Consider the following 15,681-nt stretch of genomic DNA (forward strand, 5'->3'; position numbering starts at 1 on the left):
ATGAGATGACGGAGAAGTTTCTTGGTTGAGCGGCGCTCCCCTTTCTACACCAGCATCGTTGGCCTCGGCGCCACGATGGGCCGAGTCGGCGGCGACTTCGTCTCGGCCAAAACTTATTCCGGCATCGCCGACGAGCATCTGAACACGCGCAAGAAAGTCGGCGTGCAGGATCTCAGCACCATGGGCAAGATGGACATCAAGGGGCCGGAAGCGGAGGCGCTGGTCAACCACGTTATCGTCAACGATGCGGCCGCGATGAGCCCCGGCCAGGTGCGCTATTCCACCGTCTGCCGCGACGATGGCGGCATCATGGACGACCTCACCGTGTTCCGGCTGGGATCGGAGCATTTCATGCTGGTGACCGGTTCGGTCAACCGGCTGAAGATGCTGCCCTGGCTGCAGCATCATGCTGAAGCGCGAAAGGCCTATGTCACCGACATCACCGCGGCCGTCGCCTTCCCGACCATACAGGGGCCGCGCTCACGCGAGCTGCTGAAAGCACTGGTTTCGGATGCCGATCTCGATGAGTTGAAACGCTGGGCGTTCACTTCAGGGCGCGTCGGCGAGACCAAAGTCCTGATCTCACGCACCGGGGTGACCGGCGAGCTCGGCTTCGAACTGTTCGTGCCGGCGGACGAGGCGACTTCCGTCTGGGACGCGCTGATGCGGACCGGCCGCGATTTCGGCTTGAAGCCATACGGCGTGCTGGCCATGTTCACGCTCGGGCTGGAAAAGGCCTATCCGGCGCATGGCATCGACATGGACGAGAGCCGTACGCCCTTCCATGTCGGGCTCGATCGCTGGATCAAGTTCGACAAGGGCGAGTTCATCGGCCGCGAGGCATTGCTCAAAATTCGCGACAAGGGGCTCGACGAACGCTGGACCGGGCTGATTCTCGACGGTGACAAGCCGGCCGCGGATGCCAGGGTTTTCGCCGACGGCGAGGATGCCGGCGTCGTCACCTACAGCGATCACGGCTATTCCTTAGGCAAAGTTCTGGCGACGGCGCATTTGCGGCTGCCGTTCACCGCCATCGGGACCGAACTCAGCATCGACATTGACGGCAAGCCGACCCGCGCGGTGGTGGCGCCGATGCCATTCTTCGATCCTGAAGGCGCTCGGCTGCGGGCCTAAATCAGGCTAACTTCGCTAGCAGCCGCATAAACGTGGCCGCTTCCTTGGCCGTCAGCGGCGCCAGTGTCTCCTGGGTGATGGCGCGGGCCAACGGGATCAGCCGTTCGATCGCCTCGCGTCCCTCTGGCGTGAGGTTGACCAGCAGCCGCCTCTTGTCGACCTCGTGCTTGGTCAGGTCGACCAGGCCGCGCGCTTTCAGTCGGTCGATGACGCCCTTGACCGTCGCCGCGTCCATGGCGATCAGCGTGCCGAGCTGGTTCTGCGAGGTCTCGCCGACATCGTGCAGCTTGGCGAGTGCTGCAAATTGCGGCGGCGTCAGGTCGCTGATCTGGGCGGCAAAGATCGAGACATGGCGCTGATGCGCCTTGCGCAGGATGAAGCCGACCTGCTCCTGCAGGCGGTAGTCATGATCGTCAGGCTCTTCGGCCTCGACGAGCTTGAGAAGATTGTCCCCGCCGCTCATCGCAAGCCGTCCCAGGCCTTGATATCGCCAACCGCGAGGCCGCCCATGCGGTCATGCACGCGCGGGCCGCAGCTCATGGCGAGGCAAAACAGGATTTCGTCGGGGCGAGGCCCGTCGCTGAGGCCTACCTCCATGGCGTCGAAATGGCTGCGGACATAGGCGGCGTTGGTGTGGCCGAGCGGTACGTCGAGCCGCGAGCCGAAGGCGCCGACCTTGGTTGCCGACGGCACGATCGCCTTGGCGTCGCCGAGCCGCTCGCGCATGGCGTAGCCGCCAGGAACGTGCCACAGCGCGCCGTGCTCCAGCTCCCCCGACGAGCCGACAATGGTGCCCTTGCCGTAGGCGTCGATCTGCTTGATGTCGCCGCCCAATGCGGCAATGAGCTTGTCGGTGAGCAGCAGGCCAAGCGGCTTCAGATCGTCCATGGCGCTCTGCAGTTCTTCGACGTAGCGGCCGGCGAACGGGTTCTTCACCAGCGCCACGGCCGCCGCGCGGCGGCGCGGCGCAGCTGCGACCGGGCCGCCATCGTGAAAAATCTCTTCGGTCAGAACCGCAATCTTGCGGATCGGAAACTCAGGCATGGGCAACTTCCTTCCCTGGATTTTTGTTGGGCGCGGCAAGCGCCATGGAACCACTGATGCGCGCTTCCCCACCTAGAAACAGCGCCGATGCGGCAATCAGGCCGCGCCGGCGAAAATCTTCGGCGACGGCAAGGCCATTGTCCAGCGCCCGCTCCACATCGTCACGCGCGAGCATGCCGACGGCTTGTGTCACCAGCCGTGCGCCGAGATCGCTGTCGGGCGCCAGTTCCTGCGCGGCAATGCGCTTGATGGCGGGATTGCCGGGCAGGTCGACGGCGTTGGCAATGAGTGTCGCCGCCGCATCGGCCTCGGCGCCGGTGCGCGCCAGCACGGTGACGGCGTCGGCGATGCCAAGCGAGAACGAACGGCCGCGCCAGCCGCTGGTGGCGACGCCGCGCACGCCGTCCGCCGAGCGAATGGTGAGGCGGTCGGCCATGCCGTTGCCGGTGCCGGCGATCGCCAGGTTCATCGACTGGCCCTTGCCGATATGGAGGGCGCTGTCGCCGCCATTGTTGACATAGGCCCGGTCGAGCTTGCGACCGGCAAGCAATGCCGAGAGCATTTCGTCGGCTACCGATCCCGCGACGGCGGCCATCGGCGTGATGAAGCATTCCGCCAACGGCATGACGGCTGCTTCCATGCGCCGCGCGGTCGGGCCGGCGAAGGTGCGCGGCGCCAGGAAAAATGCCGGCAGCCGCAATTCGGGAAGCTCCTCGACCAACTCGATCAGGATCGTCTGGAAGCGCTCGATCGCCTGATCGTAGGCGGCACGACACTCAGCCGCCTCACCAAAGGCCTCGACGATCAGGTCGATCGGCCCGTGGTTGAGGTGCAGCCGCTTGCCGTCCTGCAGCCAGTGGACTTGCGGGCCTTGCATCAAGAGGCCCCGTTCGAGCCGACGCGGCGCAACTGCGCCAGCGGCGGCCATGGATTGTGGGCCTCGGCGCCTGAGCCGCGGCGCGGGTTGAGATATTCGCCGCCTTTGGCAACGATATCCTCGACGCTGCGTATCTCGGCCTCGTAGCCGCCCAGCCGGACATAGTCGTCGCGGCGTAGCGTGAATTCGATCGGCGCCACCAGCGCCGGCGTCGGCACATAGCCGAAGGCGCCTTCCGGCACGCGCATGACGTCGACCATCAGCGTGATGCCGCCGCCCGGCCAGACATAGACCGGCGCGCCGCCAACGGTAACATAGGTATTCAAGCCCTGCACCGAGCGGGTGAGATTGACCGGGTTTTCGGTGACGCCGGCGCGCAGCGAACCGCCGGCGCCGCCGATGAACAGCACGGTGCAGAGCGCCGGCTCGCAATTGTCCTCGATCAGGCCGACCGATTTCTGCAGCCGCTCGGGGAACGGTTTTTCCACCGGCTTCAACTCGTCGTCGAGCTCGTAATAGGCGAACTGCTCGCCGGTGGTCGACACCATCAGCAGCGACAGGCCGGGGCGGGCGCCCTTCTTGGCGTTCCATTCGCCGAGGATCGACAGCGGGTCGGAAATCGAGGTGCCGCCCCAGCCGAGGCCGGGCTCGGAAACCTTGAAATAGCGGCCCGGCGTCGAACGGCGGCCGATGATCTTGATGCCGGTGTCCTGCCAGCCCAGCACCTTGCCGGCCTGATGCTCGGAGACGACGCCGGTGATGTGGTCGTCGACCACCACCACCTCGTCGACAAGGCCGCGCCATTGCGTGGCGAACATGCCGATGGTGGCCGAGCCGCAGCCGACCCGCATGCGGTGTTCCTGCTTGCCGTCGATGACAGGTGGTTTGCCGGCTTCGACGGTGATGGTGGCGCCGCCATCGATGGTCAGTTCGACCGGCTTGCGATTGCACAGACTGAGCATCGCGTCACAGGTTGCCCGGCCTTCGGCCTTGGAGCCGCCGGTCAGATGATGCACGCCGCCCAGCGACAGCATCTGCGAGCCATACTCGCCTGTCGTGACGTGGCCGATCGCCTCGCCTTGCGCGCGCACGATTGCCGTTTCGGGGCCGAGATGACGGTCCGTGTCGATCTTCACCTTGACGCCGCAGTACGAAAAAATGCCTTCGGTGACCACGGTCACCAGATCGACGCCCTCGACCTCCTGGCTGACGATGAAGGGGGCCGGCTTGTAGTCGGGATAGGTGGTGCCGGCGCCGATCGCAGTGACGAAGCGGCGGCCGTTGTTGACCAGTTCGCCGTCCCATTGCTCGCCCTCGGCGGTGAAGGGCACGACCGCGGCGCCACTCTCTGCCGCATGATCGAGGATGGTCAGCGGGTCCATACGCACGATGCGGCCACCGACATTGCCGTAGCGGTCGCAGGCGCCGGTGCGGCCATCGGCGATGTAGCACATCACCGGACAGGCATCGCAGCGGATCTTTTCCGCCACCAGCTTTTCGCCCGGATCGTGGGTTTCGAAGCGTTCGGCAAGCTCGCTCATCGGCGTGCCTCCTTGTCGCGGATGCCATCTTTTTCGCGGATGGCGGCGCGGATGCGCGTCGGCGTCGCCGGAACCTTGGTGATGAGAACGCCGGTGGCGTGGCGTATGGCGTTGAGGATGGCGGGTGCGGTCGGGATCAGCACATGCTCGCCCAGGCCCTTGGCGCCGAACGGTCCCTCCGGATCGGGAACCTCGATCAATATGTGCTCGATCTCAGGCACATCGCCGATGGTCGGGATGAGATAGTCGTGCAAATTCTCGGTGCGGCCGGGGATGTATTCCTCCATCAGCGCCATGCCGATGCCTTGCGCGATGCCGCCTTCGATCTGGCCTTCGACCAGCAGCGGGTTGATAGCCTTGCCGACATCGTGCGCGGCGGTGATTTTCAAGAGCTTCACCGTGCCGAGCTTGAGGTCGACCTCGAGTTCGGCGATCTGCGCGCCATAGCCGTAGACGGCGTAAGGCTTGCCCTGGCCCTTGGCATCGAGCGGCAGCGTCGGCGGATCGTAGGTCTCCTCGGCGCGAAAGACGAAACTGTCCGCATCGACATCGAGCGCGGCGAGATCGATACGCCGAGTGGCTTCGCCCTCGCGAATGACGATCGCCGGGCCGTCCAATTGCAGGCTCGCGTTCTCCGAGACATTGGCAAAACGCAGGATCTTTTCGCGCAAGGCGCGGCCGGCCTTCTCGGCCGCCTTGCCGGTGACAAAAGTCTGGCGCGAGGCCGATGTTTTGCCGGCGTCGGGGCTGATCGCGGTGTCGGCGCTTCTCAGCTTGAATTTTTCAAGCGGCAGGCCGAGTGCGTCGGCGCAGATCTGGGCAATGACGGTGTTGGAGCCCTGGCCGATATCGACGGCGCCCTGATGCAGGATGACCTCCCCCTCTGGCGAGATACCGACCCTTATGGTCGACGGATTGGGCAGCGAAGTGTTGCCGCAGCCATACCAGCAGGACGCGATGCCGACGCCGCGCTTTTTGCTCGTATTGGCATTGTTGAAGGTATCTGCGTCGGCCGTCGCGCGAGCCCAATGCGGCCGCAAGGAGTCGAGGCACTCGAAAATACCGACTCCCGACTCCAGTCGCTGTCCGGTAACCGTTTCGGATCCGTTCCGAAGGCAGTTCTTCAGCCGAAAATCGAGCCGGTCCATGCCCAGCTTGCCGGCGAGCTCATCATAGAGCGTCTCCTGCATGATCGTCGCCTGCGGCACGCCGAAGCCGCGGAAGGCGCCGGAAATCGGCCCGTGGGTGTGGATGGCGCGGCCTTCGGCGCGGTAGTTCGGCGTCGCATAGGGACCGGAGGCATGCACCGGCACGCGGTTGGCCACAGTCGGCCCCCAACTGGCATAGGCGCCGGTGTTGAAATCGCCGGAAAAGATCATGCCGGTGACATGGCCTTCGGCGTCAGTGCCGATCGTCGCCTTCATCTCGGCGGGGTGGCGCTTGGTGGTCGACATCATGGATTCGTTGCGGGTGTAGGCAAGCGCCGCCGGCCGGCCGGTTTTCAGTGCCACAAGGCCGATGAGCGGCTGTAGCGACACGTCGAGCTTCGAGCCGAAGCCGCCGCCGGTCGCGGTCGGCACGATGCGCACCTTGTCGACGGCAAGACCGAGCACCTTCGCCGTTTCGTCGCGATCCATGTAGGGGGCCTGGGTGCAGGCGACGACGACCAGCGTGTCGCCATCCATATAGGCATGGCCGGCTTCCGGCTCGATGTAGGCGTGCTCGACATAGGAGGTGTCGATGGCACCGGACACTGTGAAGGCAGCCTCGCCAAGCGCCGCCTCGGGGTCGCCGCGCTCGACAAAGCCCTTGGTCAACAAATTGGCCGGGCGGTTCGCGTGGATGAGCGCCGCCCCTTCTGCCTGCGCGTCGCCGGGCTGCAGAAAATGCGGCAGCTCGGTCCAGCGGACCGGGAAATCCTGGAGGTCGAGATCGAGCATGGCCTCGCGCTCGCCGGCGACCAGCGCCACTGCCTCGCCGCGCAGTCGCGCAAAGCCTTCGGCCAGCGCCGGCTGGTCGGCAAACGGACCGATGACGCCGAAACAGTTTTTTCCCGGAATGTCGGCGGCGGTGAAGACGCCGACGATGCCGGAATGCGACTTCACCCAGCCCTCCAGGTCGCCGAAGGCGAAGCCGGCATGATAATGCGGCGAGCGGACCACCAGCACGGCCAGCGCATCGGCGGGAAAGGCATCGGCGCCGAATTTTTCAGCGCCGGTGACTTTTGGCACGCCGTCGAGCCGGACCGGGGAGGCGCCTACAGCATTCCCTGTGGTTGGCATTCTACGTTCAAAGTTGAATTCCAACGAATGACGTTGGCGCTGCCCCTCACCCTTACCCTCTCCCCGTGAAGAACGGGGAGAGGGGACCGTCGGCGCTGGAGCACTTCCCTTCTCCCCGTCACTATACGGGGTGAAGGTGCCGGCAGGCGGATGAGGGGCAGCGCCGTCGGTCGACGTCTCGAACCGTCCCGCATCCATCACTGCCGCAATGATCTTTCTGTAGCCGGTGCAACGGCACAGGATGCCACCCAGCGCATCCTGCACCTCGGTCTCGGTCGGATTCGGTGTGCCATCCAGCAGCGCCGTTGCCGCGACCAGCAGCGCCGGCGTGCAGATGCCGCATTGCGCGGCGCCATGTGCCAGGAAGGACGCCTGCAGCGCCGAGAGAAGGCCATCGGCGAGGCCTTCGACGGTCGTTACGGACGTCCCGGCTGCGGAGGCCGCCGGCATCAGGCAGGCGCAGACGGCGTCGCCGTCGACCAGCACCGTGCAGGCGCCGCAATCGCCGGCATCGCAGCCGATTTTGGTGCCCGTCAGCTGCAATTCGTCGCGCAAAACCTGCGACAGACGGCGCAGCGGCGGCACATTGACCGAGACGGCGGCGCCATTGACGGCGAAGGCGATCTCGGCGCGATCGAGGCCGACGTCCGGCACGAGGTCGGGCAGAGCTTCAAACATCTCGGAGTGGCTCATGCCGCCACCATGCTGTTGTCGTTCGTCAGCCCGCAAGCCCCCAGCACGGCGCGGGCGACAAGCTCGCGCGCTGCGTCGAGCCGGTATTCGGCGCTGCCGCGCACGTCGGCGATCGGCGAGAGCTCGTTCATCGGCGCGGCCAAGATCGCACCGGCGAGTGCCGGGCGGACAGGCTTGCCCACCAGCACGGCTTCGACAGCGGCGAGCCGCTTGGCCACGGCCGAGCAGGACCCGACCGCGACAGCGGCTTCCATGACGATGCCAGCCTCGGCAACGAGGCGCGCCGCCACCATGGCGATGGAGATGACGAGGTAGCGCCGCGCACCGAGCTTGACGAAGGCCGACGTGCCGGCGGCCCTGGGCTTCGGCACCCGGATGGCGGTGACCAGCTCGCCCGGTAGCAGCGCGGTGCGGCGGTTGCCGAGAATGAACTCCTGCAGCGGCAGATTACGCGTCGCGGCTGCAGAGCGCAGCTCGACCTCGGCGTCCAGCACCAGCAGTCCCGGAACGCCATCGGCGGCAGGCGAAGCATTGCAGAGATTGCCGGCGATCGAGGCGACATTCTGGATCTGCAGGGAGCCCACTTCGCGCGCGGCCTGCTTCAGCGCATCGAAAGCCGCCGGCAATGGATGGCGGACAAGGTCGGTCCAGGTGGTGCGGGCGCCCAAAACCCAATGGGTTTCGGTCTCGGCAATGCCGCGCAGCGAGTGCAGGCCGTTAATATCGAGAACATTCTCGCGGAACGGTTTGGCGCCCTGCGCTGGATAGAAATCGGTGCCGCCGGCAAGCACGCGCCAGGCGCCCTCGCCCAGCAGAGCGAGCGCCTCGTCGAGCGTGGTGGGTTTCGCGTAACGGATCACGCTTTGCCTTCCAAAAAAATCGGCCTTCCCATTGGGGCCTTCAAAGGTGGGGACTTCCCGAACCCGCCAGTGTCTGATCAGGCCAAATTCATTCGTATGCAAATGATATCAAGCTGGCGGAAATTGTCAAAGCCGGAGTTTAAGGGAACCCGGCCGCCAAGCATTTCTTACGCTTGCAGAGGTTGACGCAGGCGGCCATCCGGTCAAGTTTCAGCATCCGGTCGCATCAGCGGCGTATTTCACTCGATCCCCCGTTCGAGACGTAGAAGAGGAGAGGCGCCATGGCCGACGAAGCGCTTGTTGTCATCGACCTGCAAAACGACTTCTGCCCCGGCGGCGCACTGGCGGTTGCCGGCGGCGACGAAATCGTGCCGCTGGTCAACGATCTGATTCGGCATGCCGAGCATGTCGTGCTGACGCAGGACTGGCACCCGGCCGGTCATTCGAGCTTTGCCTCCAGCCATCCGGGGGCGCAGCCCTTTAGCGCGATCGAGATGCCCTATGGGCCGCAGACGCTGTGGCCGGACCATTGCATCCAGGGCAGCCTCGGCTCGGATTTTCACTCGGGGCTCGCCTGGACCAAGGCCGAGCTGGTGATCCGCAAGGGATTTCGCCCTGATATCGACAGCTACTCCGCCTTCTTCGAGAACGACCACAAGACGCCGACGGGGCTCGCCGGCTACCTCAAGGAGCGCAGCATCGACAGTGTGACCCTGGTTGGCCTGGCGACCGACTTCTGCGTTGCCTTTTCGGCCCTCGACGCGGTCAAGCAAGGCTTCAAGACGACGGTGCGGCTCGACGCGTGCCGCGGCATCGATCTAAACGGTTCGGTCGAGGCGATGCTGAAGAGGATGCGCGATGCCGGGGTGAAGCTCGAAGACCCGATCTCGGAGTGACTGGATCGTGACGCATCGAGGGGGCTGCACACAGTTGGGGAAGGCTTTCGCGGCAGGTGTACTCGCTTCCGCTGTGTCTCCGCAAATGGCCTTCGCGGCCGAGGCCCGCGGCCTGCCCGATGCTGCCATGTCGCTGTGGTGGGCGCTGCCTTTCGCCGGCCTGCTGCTCTCGATCGCCACCGGACCGCTGCTGTTCCACTATGTCTGGGAGCATCATTACGGCAAGATCGCCGCCGGCTGGGCAGCGCTGGCGGTCATCCCGCTGATGGTTGCATTCGGCGTTCCGGTAGCCGGTGAAGCCGTGCTGCACACGCTGCTCACCGAATACATGTCCTTCATTATCCTGCTGTTCGCGCTCTACACCATTTCGGGCGGCATCCTTGTCGCCGGCAACATCCATGGCACGCCGCTGGTCAATGCCGGGCTGCTGCTCGTCGGGGCGATGCTGGCCTCGGTGATCGGCACCACCGGCGCCTCGATGATCCTGATCCGGCCGATGCTGCGCGCCAACGACAACCGGCAGTTCAACGCCCATGTCGTCATCTTCTTCATCTTCCTGGTGTCCAACATCGGCGGCTCGTTGACGCCCTTGGGCGACCCGCCATTGTTCGTCGGCTTCCTGCGCGGCGTCGACTTCTTCTGGACGTCGGCGAACCTCTGGCGCGAGACGCTGTTTACCGGCGGCCTGGTGCTGCTTGTCTTCCTGGCCATCGACATCATGCTGCATCGCCGTGAAGGCGGCGCGCCGAAGATCAAGGATCCGACGCCGGATACGAAGGTGCGCCTTCGCGGCCTGGCCAATCTGCCGCTGCTGGCCGGCGTCATTGCCGCGATCCTGCTGTCGGCAGCGTGGAAGCCGGGCGTGAGCTTTTCAGTGCTGGGCGTGAGCCTCGAACTGCAGAACCTGGCGCGCGACGCCATTATCCTGGGGCTCGCCGGACTGTCGCTTGTCGTGTCACTCAAGAGCCATCGCGAGGCCAACGGCTTCACCTGGGGCCCGATCGCGGAGGTGGCGAAACTGTTTGCTGGCATCTTCATCTGCATCGTGCCGGTCATTGCCATCCTTCGCGCCGGCCATGACGGCGCGCTGGCGCCGCTGGTCGCGCTGGTGACGTCACCCACCGGGCAGCCCAATGATCTCGCCTATTTCTGGCTGACCGGCGGGCTGTCGTCCTTCCTCGACAATGCGCCGACCTATCTGGTGTTCTTCGAACTCGCAGGCGGCGACGCGCGGCACCTGATGACGGAGGCGGCCTCGACGCTGGCCGCGATCTCGGCCGGCGCGGTGTTCATGGGGGCCAACACCTATATCGGCAATGCACCCAACTTCATGGTCTACGCCATCGCCCGACACCGCGGTGTGAAGATGCCGGGCTTCTTCGGCTACATGGCATGGTCAGGGCTGGTGCTGATCCCGATCTTTTTGATCGCCGGGTTCCTGTTTTTCGGCTGATCAGCCGACGCCGACATAGCGCCTGACTGCCGATGGGTCGGCGCGCAATTGCTCGACATCGACGGTCTCGCGGTTGCGGCCGTTTTCGATGAAGCAGACGCGGTCGGCGACCGACAGCACGGCGTCGACGCGCTGTTCGACCAGAATGGTGGAGACACCTAGCTCACGCAGCTTCACCACCGTCTCGCGGATCTTGGCGATCATCGACGGCATCAGCCCTTCGGTCGGCTCGTCTAGCAACAGCACCTGCGGCTCCAGACAAAGCGCGCGGGCCATGGCCAGCATCTGCTGTTCGCCACCGGACAAAGTGCCGGAGCGCTGCCGCAGCCGCTGGCGCAGCAGCGGGAAGAGGTCGAGCACGCTCTCGCGCGTCGCTCTTCCCTTGCCGCGCGCCATCAGGCCGATCTCGATGTTTTCCGCCACCGTCATCTCGGCGAACAGCCGCCTGCCCTGGGGCACATAGGCGACGCCGGCCTTGGGCACCTCATGCGCCGCCAGGCCGGTCAACTCCTTGCCGGCGAGCCGGATCGAACCGGCGCTCGACCGAACCAGCCCCATGATCGCTTTCAGCGTCGTCGTCTTGCCGGCGCCGTTGCGACCGAACAGGCACAGCACCTCGCCCTTGTTGAGCACTAGGTCGAGCCCATAGAGCACCTGAACCTCGCCATAGAAGCAGTCGAGCCTGGAGATAGTCAGCGCTTCAGTCTCGTGGGCTTCAGTCTTGGGGGCTTCGCTCATGGCGCCGTCCCCAGATAGGCTTCCTGCACCTGTGTGTTGGCGCGAACCTGTTCGGGCGTGCCTTCGGCCAGGATCCTGCCGGCGTTGAAGACCGTGATGCGGTCGGCCAGCTGCATGACGACAGGCATGTTGTGCTCGATCAAAAGCACGGTGGCGCTCTTGGCGATCTCGCGCACCAGTTCGATGAAATTGTCGATCTCGCTGTCGGCCAGCCCTTGCGTCGGCTCGTCGAGGATCAAAAGCCGCGGCTTCAGCGCCAGGCCCATTGCCACTTCCAGCAGGCGCTGATGGCCGTAGGAAAGCTGGCCGGCCGGCATATGGGCGCGGCCGGCCAGTCCGGTGCGTTCCAGCGCGGCCATGACGCCGGTGCGCACCGCACCTCTCGAGCGGGCATCGGTCAGCGTGCGCTGCACCGGCAGCGCGACATTATCGTAGGCAGAGAGGTTGGCGAAGACGCTGGTGATCTGGAAGGTGTAGGCGATGCCCCGGCGCACCCTGAGATAGGCCGGCTGGCTGGTGATGTCGGCGCCGTCGAAGACGATCATGCCGGACGATGGCTGAATGCGGCCGCTGACCAGGCTGACGAAGGTGGTTTTGCCAGCGCCATTGGGACCGATGACGGCGCGGATCTCGCCCGGCATCAGCTGAAAATCGACACCGTCGACGGCGCGCAGGCCGCCGAAACTGCGCGCCAGGCCTTTGGTGGTCAGCAACGGCATCATGGCAGCCACCCGAGCCAGCGCTGGCGGATGGTGCCCAGAATGCCTTTGGGGAAAAACAGCACCAGCAGGATGAGCGCAATACCGACGATCAGGAGATAGGCGGAGGTGTAGCCGCTGGCGGTGTCGATGACATAGTACATGAACACCGTGCCGAGCAGCGCGCCCAGCGTCGTGGCGGCGCCGCCGAGCAGCACCCAGAGCAGCGGCAGGATGGAATACTGCACCGAGGCAAAGCTCGAGCCGACATAGCCGAACAGCAGCGCATAGGCCGCACCCGAGGCGGCGCAGATGGTGCCGGAGACGACGACGGCGATCAGCTTGTTGGAGAAGGTGTCGTAGCCCAGCATTTTCGTGCGCTCCTCGTTCTCGCGCACCGCGACCAGCACGCGGCCATAGCGGGAGCGGACGATGGCGAGGGTGATCAGCAGCACGACCGAGAACAGCGCCAGCGCGCTCATGTAGCGCACGGTCGGGTTGGTGAGGTCGAGCGATGTCGAGCCGAAGGCCAGAACCCGCGCCGGCTGCGGCACCACCAGACCCTGGTCGCCGCCGGTCCAGGCGGCGAAATAGAGGATGGTGAGGTAAAACACCTGCGCGAACATCATGGTGACGATCATGAAGGCGACGCCGGTGGTGCGCAGCGCCAGCAGGCCGATCACAAGTGCCAGCAGCGCGCCGCAGGCGATACCGGCGAGGAAAGCCAAAGGCACGCTCCAGCCGAGATGGATGACGGCGAGACCAGCGCCATAGAGCCCGGCGGCGAAGAACATGGCGTGGCCGAGGCTGAGCAGGCCGACATAGCCGAACAGCATGTTGTAGCCCATGGCGAACACCGCCAGCACCATGATGCGGGCGAGCAGGCCGTGATGATAATCCGGCAGGACGAAGCTCAGGGCGAACAGCAGCGCGATGGCGCCGATATGCAATGCATACGCTTTTGCCGGCGAAGCTTCGCTCATCGCGGCGCCTGCCCGAACAGGCCTTGCGGCCTGAACACCAGCACCATGGCCACCAGCAGCGTGGCTATGATCTTGGCCAAAGTCGGCGAGAAGAACACCGAGATGATGCCATCGGACAGGCCGATCAACACGGCGGCAACGACGGTGCCGCGCAGCGAGCCGAGGCCGCCGATGATGACGACGATGAAGGACAACAGCAGCGGGTCCTGCCCCATCAGGTAGTGCGCCTGACTGATCGGCACGATCAGCACGGCGGCGATGGCCGCCAGCATGGCGCCGAGCGCGAAGACGCCGGCATAGACGCGGGCGACCGGAATGCCGAAGGCCTGCGCCGTCTCGCTGTCATATTGGGTGGCGCGCATGATGAGGCCGATCTTGGTGCGCGTCAGCACCAGCCAGGTGGCGATGAGCAGAAGGGCCGAAGCGGCAATGATCGACAGCTTGTAGCCGGAATAGCCGAACCAGGGCAAAAGGATGCGGTAGCTGAAGGGCGGCTCCACCGGGCGGGCTTCCGGGCCATAGAAGCTCAACGCCAGCTGCTGGATGATGTAGAGCATGCCGATCGTGGCGACGATGGTGGCTTCCGGATTGTAATTGAGCCGCCGCAGCACAAGCCGCTCGGCTACCAGCGCAATGGCGCCGACAATCAGCGGCGCAATCACCAGCGCCGCCAGGAAGCCGAGCGTGGGATGGCCGGGTATCGCCGTCGAGATCGCCCAGGCCAGCACCGCGCCCAGCATGAAGAACTCGCCATGGGCGACGTTGACGACGCGCATGACGCCGAACACCAGCGACAGCCCAAGCGCCGTCAGCGCCAGCACGGCTGAGGTGACAAGGCCTTCGAGGGCGGCGAGGAGGAGATGGGGTCCGAAATGCATTCAGGGCGCCCTTACCCTCCCCTTGTGGGGAGGGTGACCGCGCAGCGGTCGGGTGGGGTTGGGCACGGGCCGTCGCGACCCCCACCCCGTCTCGCAAGCTTCGCAAAAGTGCGAAGCTTGCGTGCCGACCCTCCCACAAGGGGGAGGGTAAGGCGCCTCACAGCGCCTGCGTCGTATAATCCCCTTCGGCCTCGTAAAGCCCGTCCTCGATCTTGGTCTTGTGGACGACATTCAGCTTGCCACCTTCGACCTTGGAGATGTTCTGGATGCCAAAACACTGGTGGATCTTGCCGTTGAAGGTCTTCGGCCCCTGCGGATGCTCCGGCCCTTCGGCGAATTCGGTCAGCGCCTCGGTCGCCTCGACCAGCTTGGCGCGGTCTTCCAGGCCCTTGTAGCCGGCGTCTTCCATCGCCTTCTTGACGACATAGAGCGTCTCCCAGCAGCCGAACATGTGGGCGGCGGTGGAGACGTCCTTGGGGTCGCCGACGGCAGCGCCATTTTCGTCGATGCCAACGGCGGCGCGGTAGGCTTTCTGCGCGGCCGAGTCATTGGCCTGGGCATAGCGCGGCGAGCCTTCCCAGAAATGGCTGCCGTCCAGGAATTCGAGGCCGGGGCTGTTGATGTCGGTGGCTTCGAGCGAATCGATGAAGCCGAACAGCTGCGGCCGGTTGGAGCCGTAGAACTCGCCGAGTTCCTTGACGAAGGTGAGCACGGCCGGGCCGACCATCACGTGGTAGATGACTTCGGTCTCGGCCGGTATCTGCGGGAAGTATTTCGTAAAAGACGACTCTGTCGGCGGGATGGCGATCTGGGCGATGACCTCGGCGCCTTGCGCCTTCAGCGCCGGCGGCAGGTAGTCGCGATGGTCGTAGCCGAAGGCGAAATCCGGGAAGATCTGCGTCACCTTCTTGCCGGCATTGGCCGCGATCCATGGCGCCATCGACTGGATCTGGCTCTTCACATCGGTGATGCCGGGCTGGAAGACGTAGCGGTTGAGCTTGGTCGAAGCGACATGGTGGCCTTCGCTGACGACGAAATAAGGGATCTTGTTTTCGCCGGCGGCCGGCGCCGAGCCGATCACGACATGCGAGAACAGCGTGCCGAAGACGATGTCGGTCTTGTGCTGGGTGGCGAACTTGCCGACCACTTCGGCGCCACGGCCGGGATCGGTGCCGTCATCCTCGATCACCAGTTCGACCGGCCGGCCGTTGATGCCGCCGGCATCGTTGATCGCCTTGACCGCGGCGGCACTGGTCTTTTCGTACCAGCGGCCATAGGCGGCGCCGATGCCGGTGCGGTGCGACTGGAAGCCGATCTTGATTGGCGCCGAACTCTGCGCCTGGCTGTAGCGGACGAAGCCGGGCGCGAGCGTCAGCCCGGCGCCGGCGGCGAGACCTTTCAGCGCGGTGCGGCGGCTAAGGGTGGATTTGGAGAGATCGAAAAACCCATTCTTGTCAGTCACGGCAGTTCCCCTGTTTTTGAGTTTTGACTGTCTGTAACGAGGCAAGGCCACTCCCTTGCAGGAGGGGCAGAAATTGCATGTGTACAAACTAAATCACCAAAGCACAGAGCTTGCAAGCGGGCTTTCCGCAAAGGCATGTTGA

General features: G+C 65.0%; 14 protein-coding genes. 3 read left to right on the forward strand and 11 right to left on the reverse strand.

The window, feature by feature from the left end:
- The first annotated feature begins 21 nt into the window (after nt 1-21).
- Nucleotides 22-1,134: an aminomethyl transferase family protein gene (locus NL532_RS01850; protein ID WP_023829343.1), complete on the forward strand. Its 1,113-nt coding sequence runs from the start codon at nt 22-24 to the stop codon at nt 1,132-1,134.
- Nucleotide 1,135: 1 nt separating this feature from the next.
- Here the strand turns inward: NL532_RS01850 and NL532_RS01855 are convergent, their stop codons facing one another.
- From NL532_RS01855 to NL532_RS01880, 6 genes are read right to left on the reverse strand one after another with little or no spacing between them, the layout of a single operon-like run.
- The gene (locus NL532_RS01855; protein WP_023714550.1) at nt 1,136-1,597 is read right to left on the reverse strand and encodes a MarR family winged helix-turn-helix transcriptional regulator; all 462 of its coding nucleotides are present in this window, start codon (nt 1,595-1,597) and stop codon (nt 1,136-1,138) included.
- On the reverse strand, nt 1,594-2,178 hold the full coding sequence (locus NL532_RS01860; protein ID WP_023714549.1) for an amino acid synthesis family protein: 585 nt from the start codon (nt 2,176-2,178) through the stop codon (nt 1,594-1,596). The genes NL532_RS01855 and NL532_RS01860 overlap by 4 nt, the downstream gene beginning before the upstream one ends.
- Entirely contained in the window at nt 2,171-3,055 is an 885-nt protein-coding gene (locus NL532_RS01865; protein WP_023714548.1) for a UPF0280 family protein, read from the reverse strand. Before NL532_RS01865 ends, NL532_RS01860 begins: the two co-directional genes overlap by 8 nt.
- Nucleotides 3,055-4,596: a hypothetical protein gene (locus tag NL532_RS01870; protein ID WP_023683557.1), complete on the reverse strand. Its 1,542-nt coding sequence runs from the start codon at nt 4,594-4,596 to the stop codon at nt 3,055-3,057. The genes NL532_RS01865 and NL532_RS01870 overlap by 1 nt, the downstream gene beginning before the upstream one ends.
- Nucleotides 4,593-7,556, reverse strand: a complete 2,964-nt coding sequence (locus NL532_RS01875; protein ID WP_031203250.1) for a molybdopterin-dependent oxidoreductase — start codon at nt 7,554-7,556, stop codon at nt 4,593-4,595. The genes NL532_RS01870 and NL532_RS01875 overlap by 4 nt, the downstream gene beginning before the upstream one ends.
- Nucleotides 7,557-7,567: 11 nt before the next feature.
- Nucleotides 7,568-8,431 (reverse strand): FAD binding domain-containing protein, encoded by an 864-nt coding sequence (locus NL532_RS01880; RefSeq protein WP_023829341.1) that lies wholly within the window; start codon nt 8,429-8,431, stop codon nt 7,568-7,570.
- Between the two features lie 281 nt (nt 8,432-8,712).
- Between NL532_RS01880 and pncA the strand changes: the two genes are divergently transcribed.
- Together pncA and NL532_RS01890 are read left to right on the forward strand one after the other, a co-directional pair.
- Nucleotides 8,713-9,327 carry a bifunctional nicotinamidase/pyrazinamidase gene (pncA, locus tag NL532_RS01885; RefSeq protein WP_023683560.1) on the forward strand — a complete coding sequence of 205 codons (615 nt, stop codon included), beginning with the start codon at nt 8,713-8,715 and terminating at the stop codon, nt 9,325-9,327.
- A gap of 85 nt (nt 9,328-9,412) precedes the next feature.
- Nucleotides 9,413-10,780, forward strand: a complete 1,368-nt coding sequence (locus tag NL532_RS01890) for a sodium:proton antiporter (protein ID WP_050588706.1) — start codon at nt 9,413-9,415, stop codon at nt 10,778-10,780.
- On the opposite strand, the gene NL532_RS01895 is transcribed toward NL532_RS01890, so the two are convergent.
- The 5 genes from NL532_RS01895 to NL532_RS01915 form a co-directional block, all read right to left on the reverse strand.
- Nucleotides 10,781-11,518 carry an ABC transporter ATP-binding protein gene (locus tag NL532_RS01895; RefSeq protein ID WP_023683562.1) on the reverse strand — a complete coding sequence of 246 codons (738 nt, stop codon included), beginning with the start codon at nt 11,516-11,518 and terminating at the stop codon, nt 10,781-10,783.
- On the reverse strand, nt 11,515-12,240 hold the full coding sequence (locus tag NL532_RS01900; protein WP_023829339.1) for an ABC transporter ATP-binding protein: 726 nt from the start codon (nt 12,238-12,240) through the stop codon (nt 11,515-11,517). Before NL532_RS01900 ends, NL532_RS01895 begins: the two co-directional genes overlap by 4 nt.
- Nucleotides 12,237-13,199, reverse strand: coding sequence for a branched-chain amino acid ABC transporter permease (locus NL532_RS01905; protein WP_023683564.1), 963 nt, complete (start codon nt 13,197-13,199; stop codon nt 12,237-12,239). Before NL532_RS01905 ends, NL532_RS01900 begins: the two co-directional genes overlap by 4 nt.
- Nucleotides 13,196-14,077, reverse strand: coding sequence for a branched-chain amino acid ABC transporter permease (locus NL532_RS01910; protein WP_023683565.1), 882 nt, complete (start codon nt 14,075-14,077; stop codon nt 13,196-13,198). Before NL532_RS01910 ends, NL532_RS01905 begins: the two co-directional genes overlap by 4 nt.
- Before the next feature lie 157 nt (nt 14,078-14,234).
- Nucleotides 14,235-15,539 carry an ABC transporter substrate-binding protein gene (locus tag NL532_RS01915; protein WP_023683566.1) on the reverse strand — a complete coding sequence of 435 codons (1,305 nt, stop codon included), beginning with the start codon at nt 15,537-15,539 and terminating at the stop codon, nt 14,235-14,237.
- Nucleotides 15,540-15,681 lie beyond the last annotated feature (142 nt).

The organism is Mesorhizobium sp. C120A, assembly GCF_030323105.1.
GTDB lineage: Bacteria > Pseudomonadota > Alphaproteobacteria > Rhizobiales > Rhizobiaceae > Mesorhizobium.

Excerpts from the sequence above, each read along its gene's own strand:
- NL532_RS01855 (WP_023714550.1), bottom strand. The coding sequence starts at position 1,597 with ATGAGCGGCGGGGACAATCTTCTCAAGCTCGTCGAGGCCGAAGAGCCT.
- NL532_RS01860 (WP_023714549.1), bottom strand. The coding sequence starts at position 2,178 with ATGCCTGAGTTTCCGATCCGCAAGATTGCGGTTCTGACCGAAGAGATT.
- NL532_RS01865 (WP_023714548.1), bottom strand. The coding sequence starts at position 3,055 with ATGCAAGGCCCGCAAGTCCACTGGCTGCAGGACGGCAAGCGGCTGCAC.
- NL532_RS01870 (WP_023683557.1), bottom strand. The coding sequence starts at position 4,596 with ATGAGCGAGCTTGCCGAACGCTTCGAAACCCACGATCCGGGCGAAAAG.
- NL532_RS01875 (WP_031203250.1), bottom strand. The coding sequence starts at position 7,556 with ATGTTTGAAGCTCTGCCCGACCTCGTGCCGGACGTCGGCCTCGATCGC.
- pncA (WP_023683560.1), top strand. The coding sequence starts at position 8,713 with ATGGCCGACGAAGCGCTTGTTGTCATCGACCTGCAAAACGACTTCTGC.
- NL532_RS01890 (WP_050588706.1), top strand. The coding sequence starts at position 9,413 with ATGGCCTTCGCGGCCGAGGCCCGCGGCCTGCCCGATGCTGCCATGTCG.
- NL532_RS01895 (WP_023683562.1), bottom strand. The coding sequence starts at position 11,518 with ATGAGCGAAGCCCCCAAGACTGAAGCCCACGAGACTGAAGCGCTGACT.
- NL532_RS01900 (WP_023829339.1), bottom strand. The coding sequence starts at position 12,240 with ATGATGCCGTTGCTGACCACCAAAGGCCTGGCGCGCAGTTTCGGCGGC.
- NL532_RS01905 (WP_023683564.1), bottom strand. The coding sequence starts at position 13,199 with ATGAGCGAAGCTTCGCCGGCAAAAGCGTATGCATTGCATATCGGCGCC.
- NL532_RS01910 (WP_023683565.1), bottom strand. The coding sequence starts at position 14,077 with ATGCATTTCGGACCCCATCTCCTCCTCGCCGCCCTCGAAGGCCTTGTC.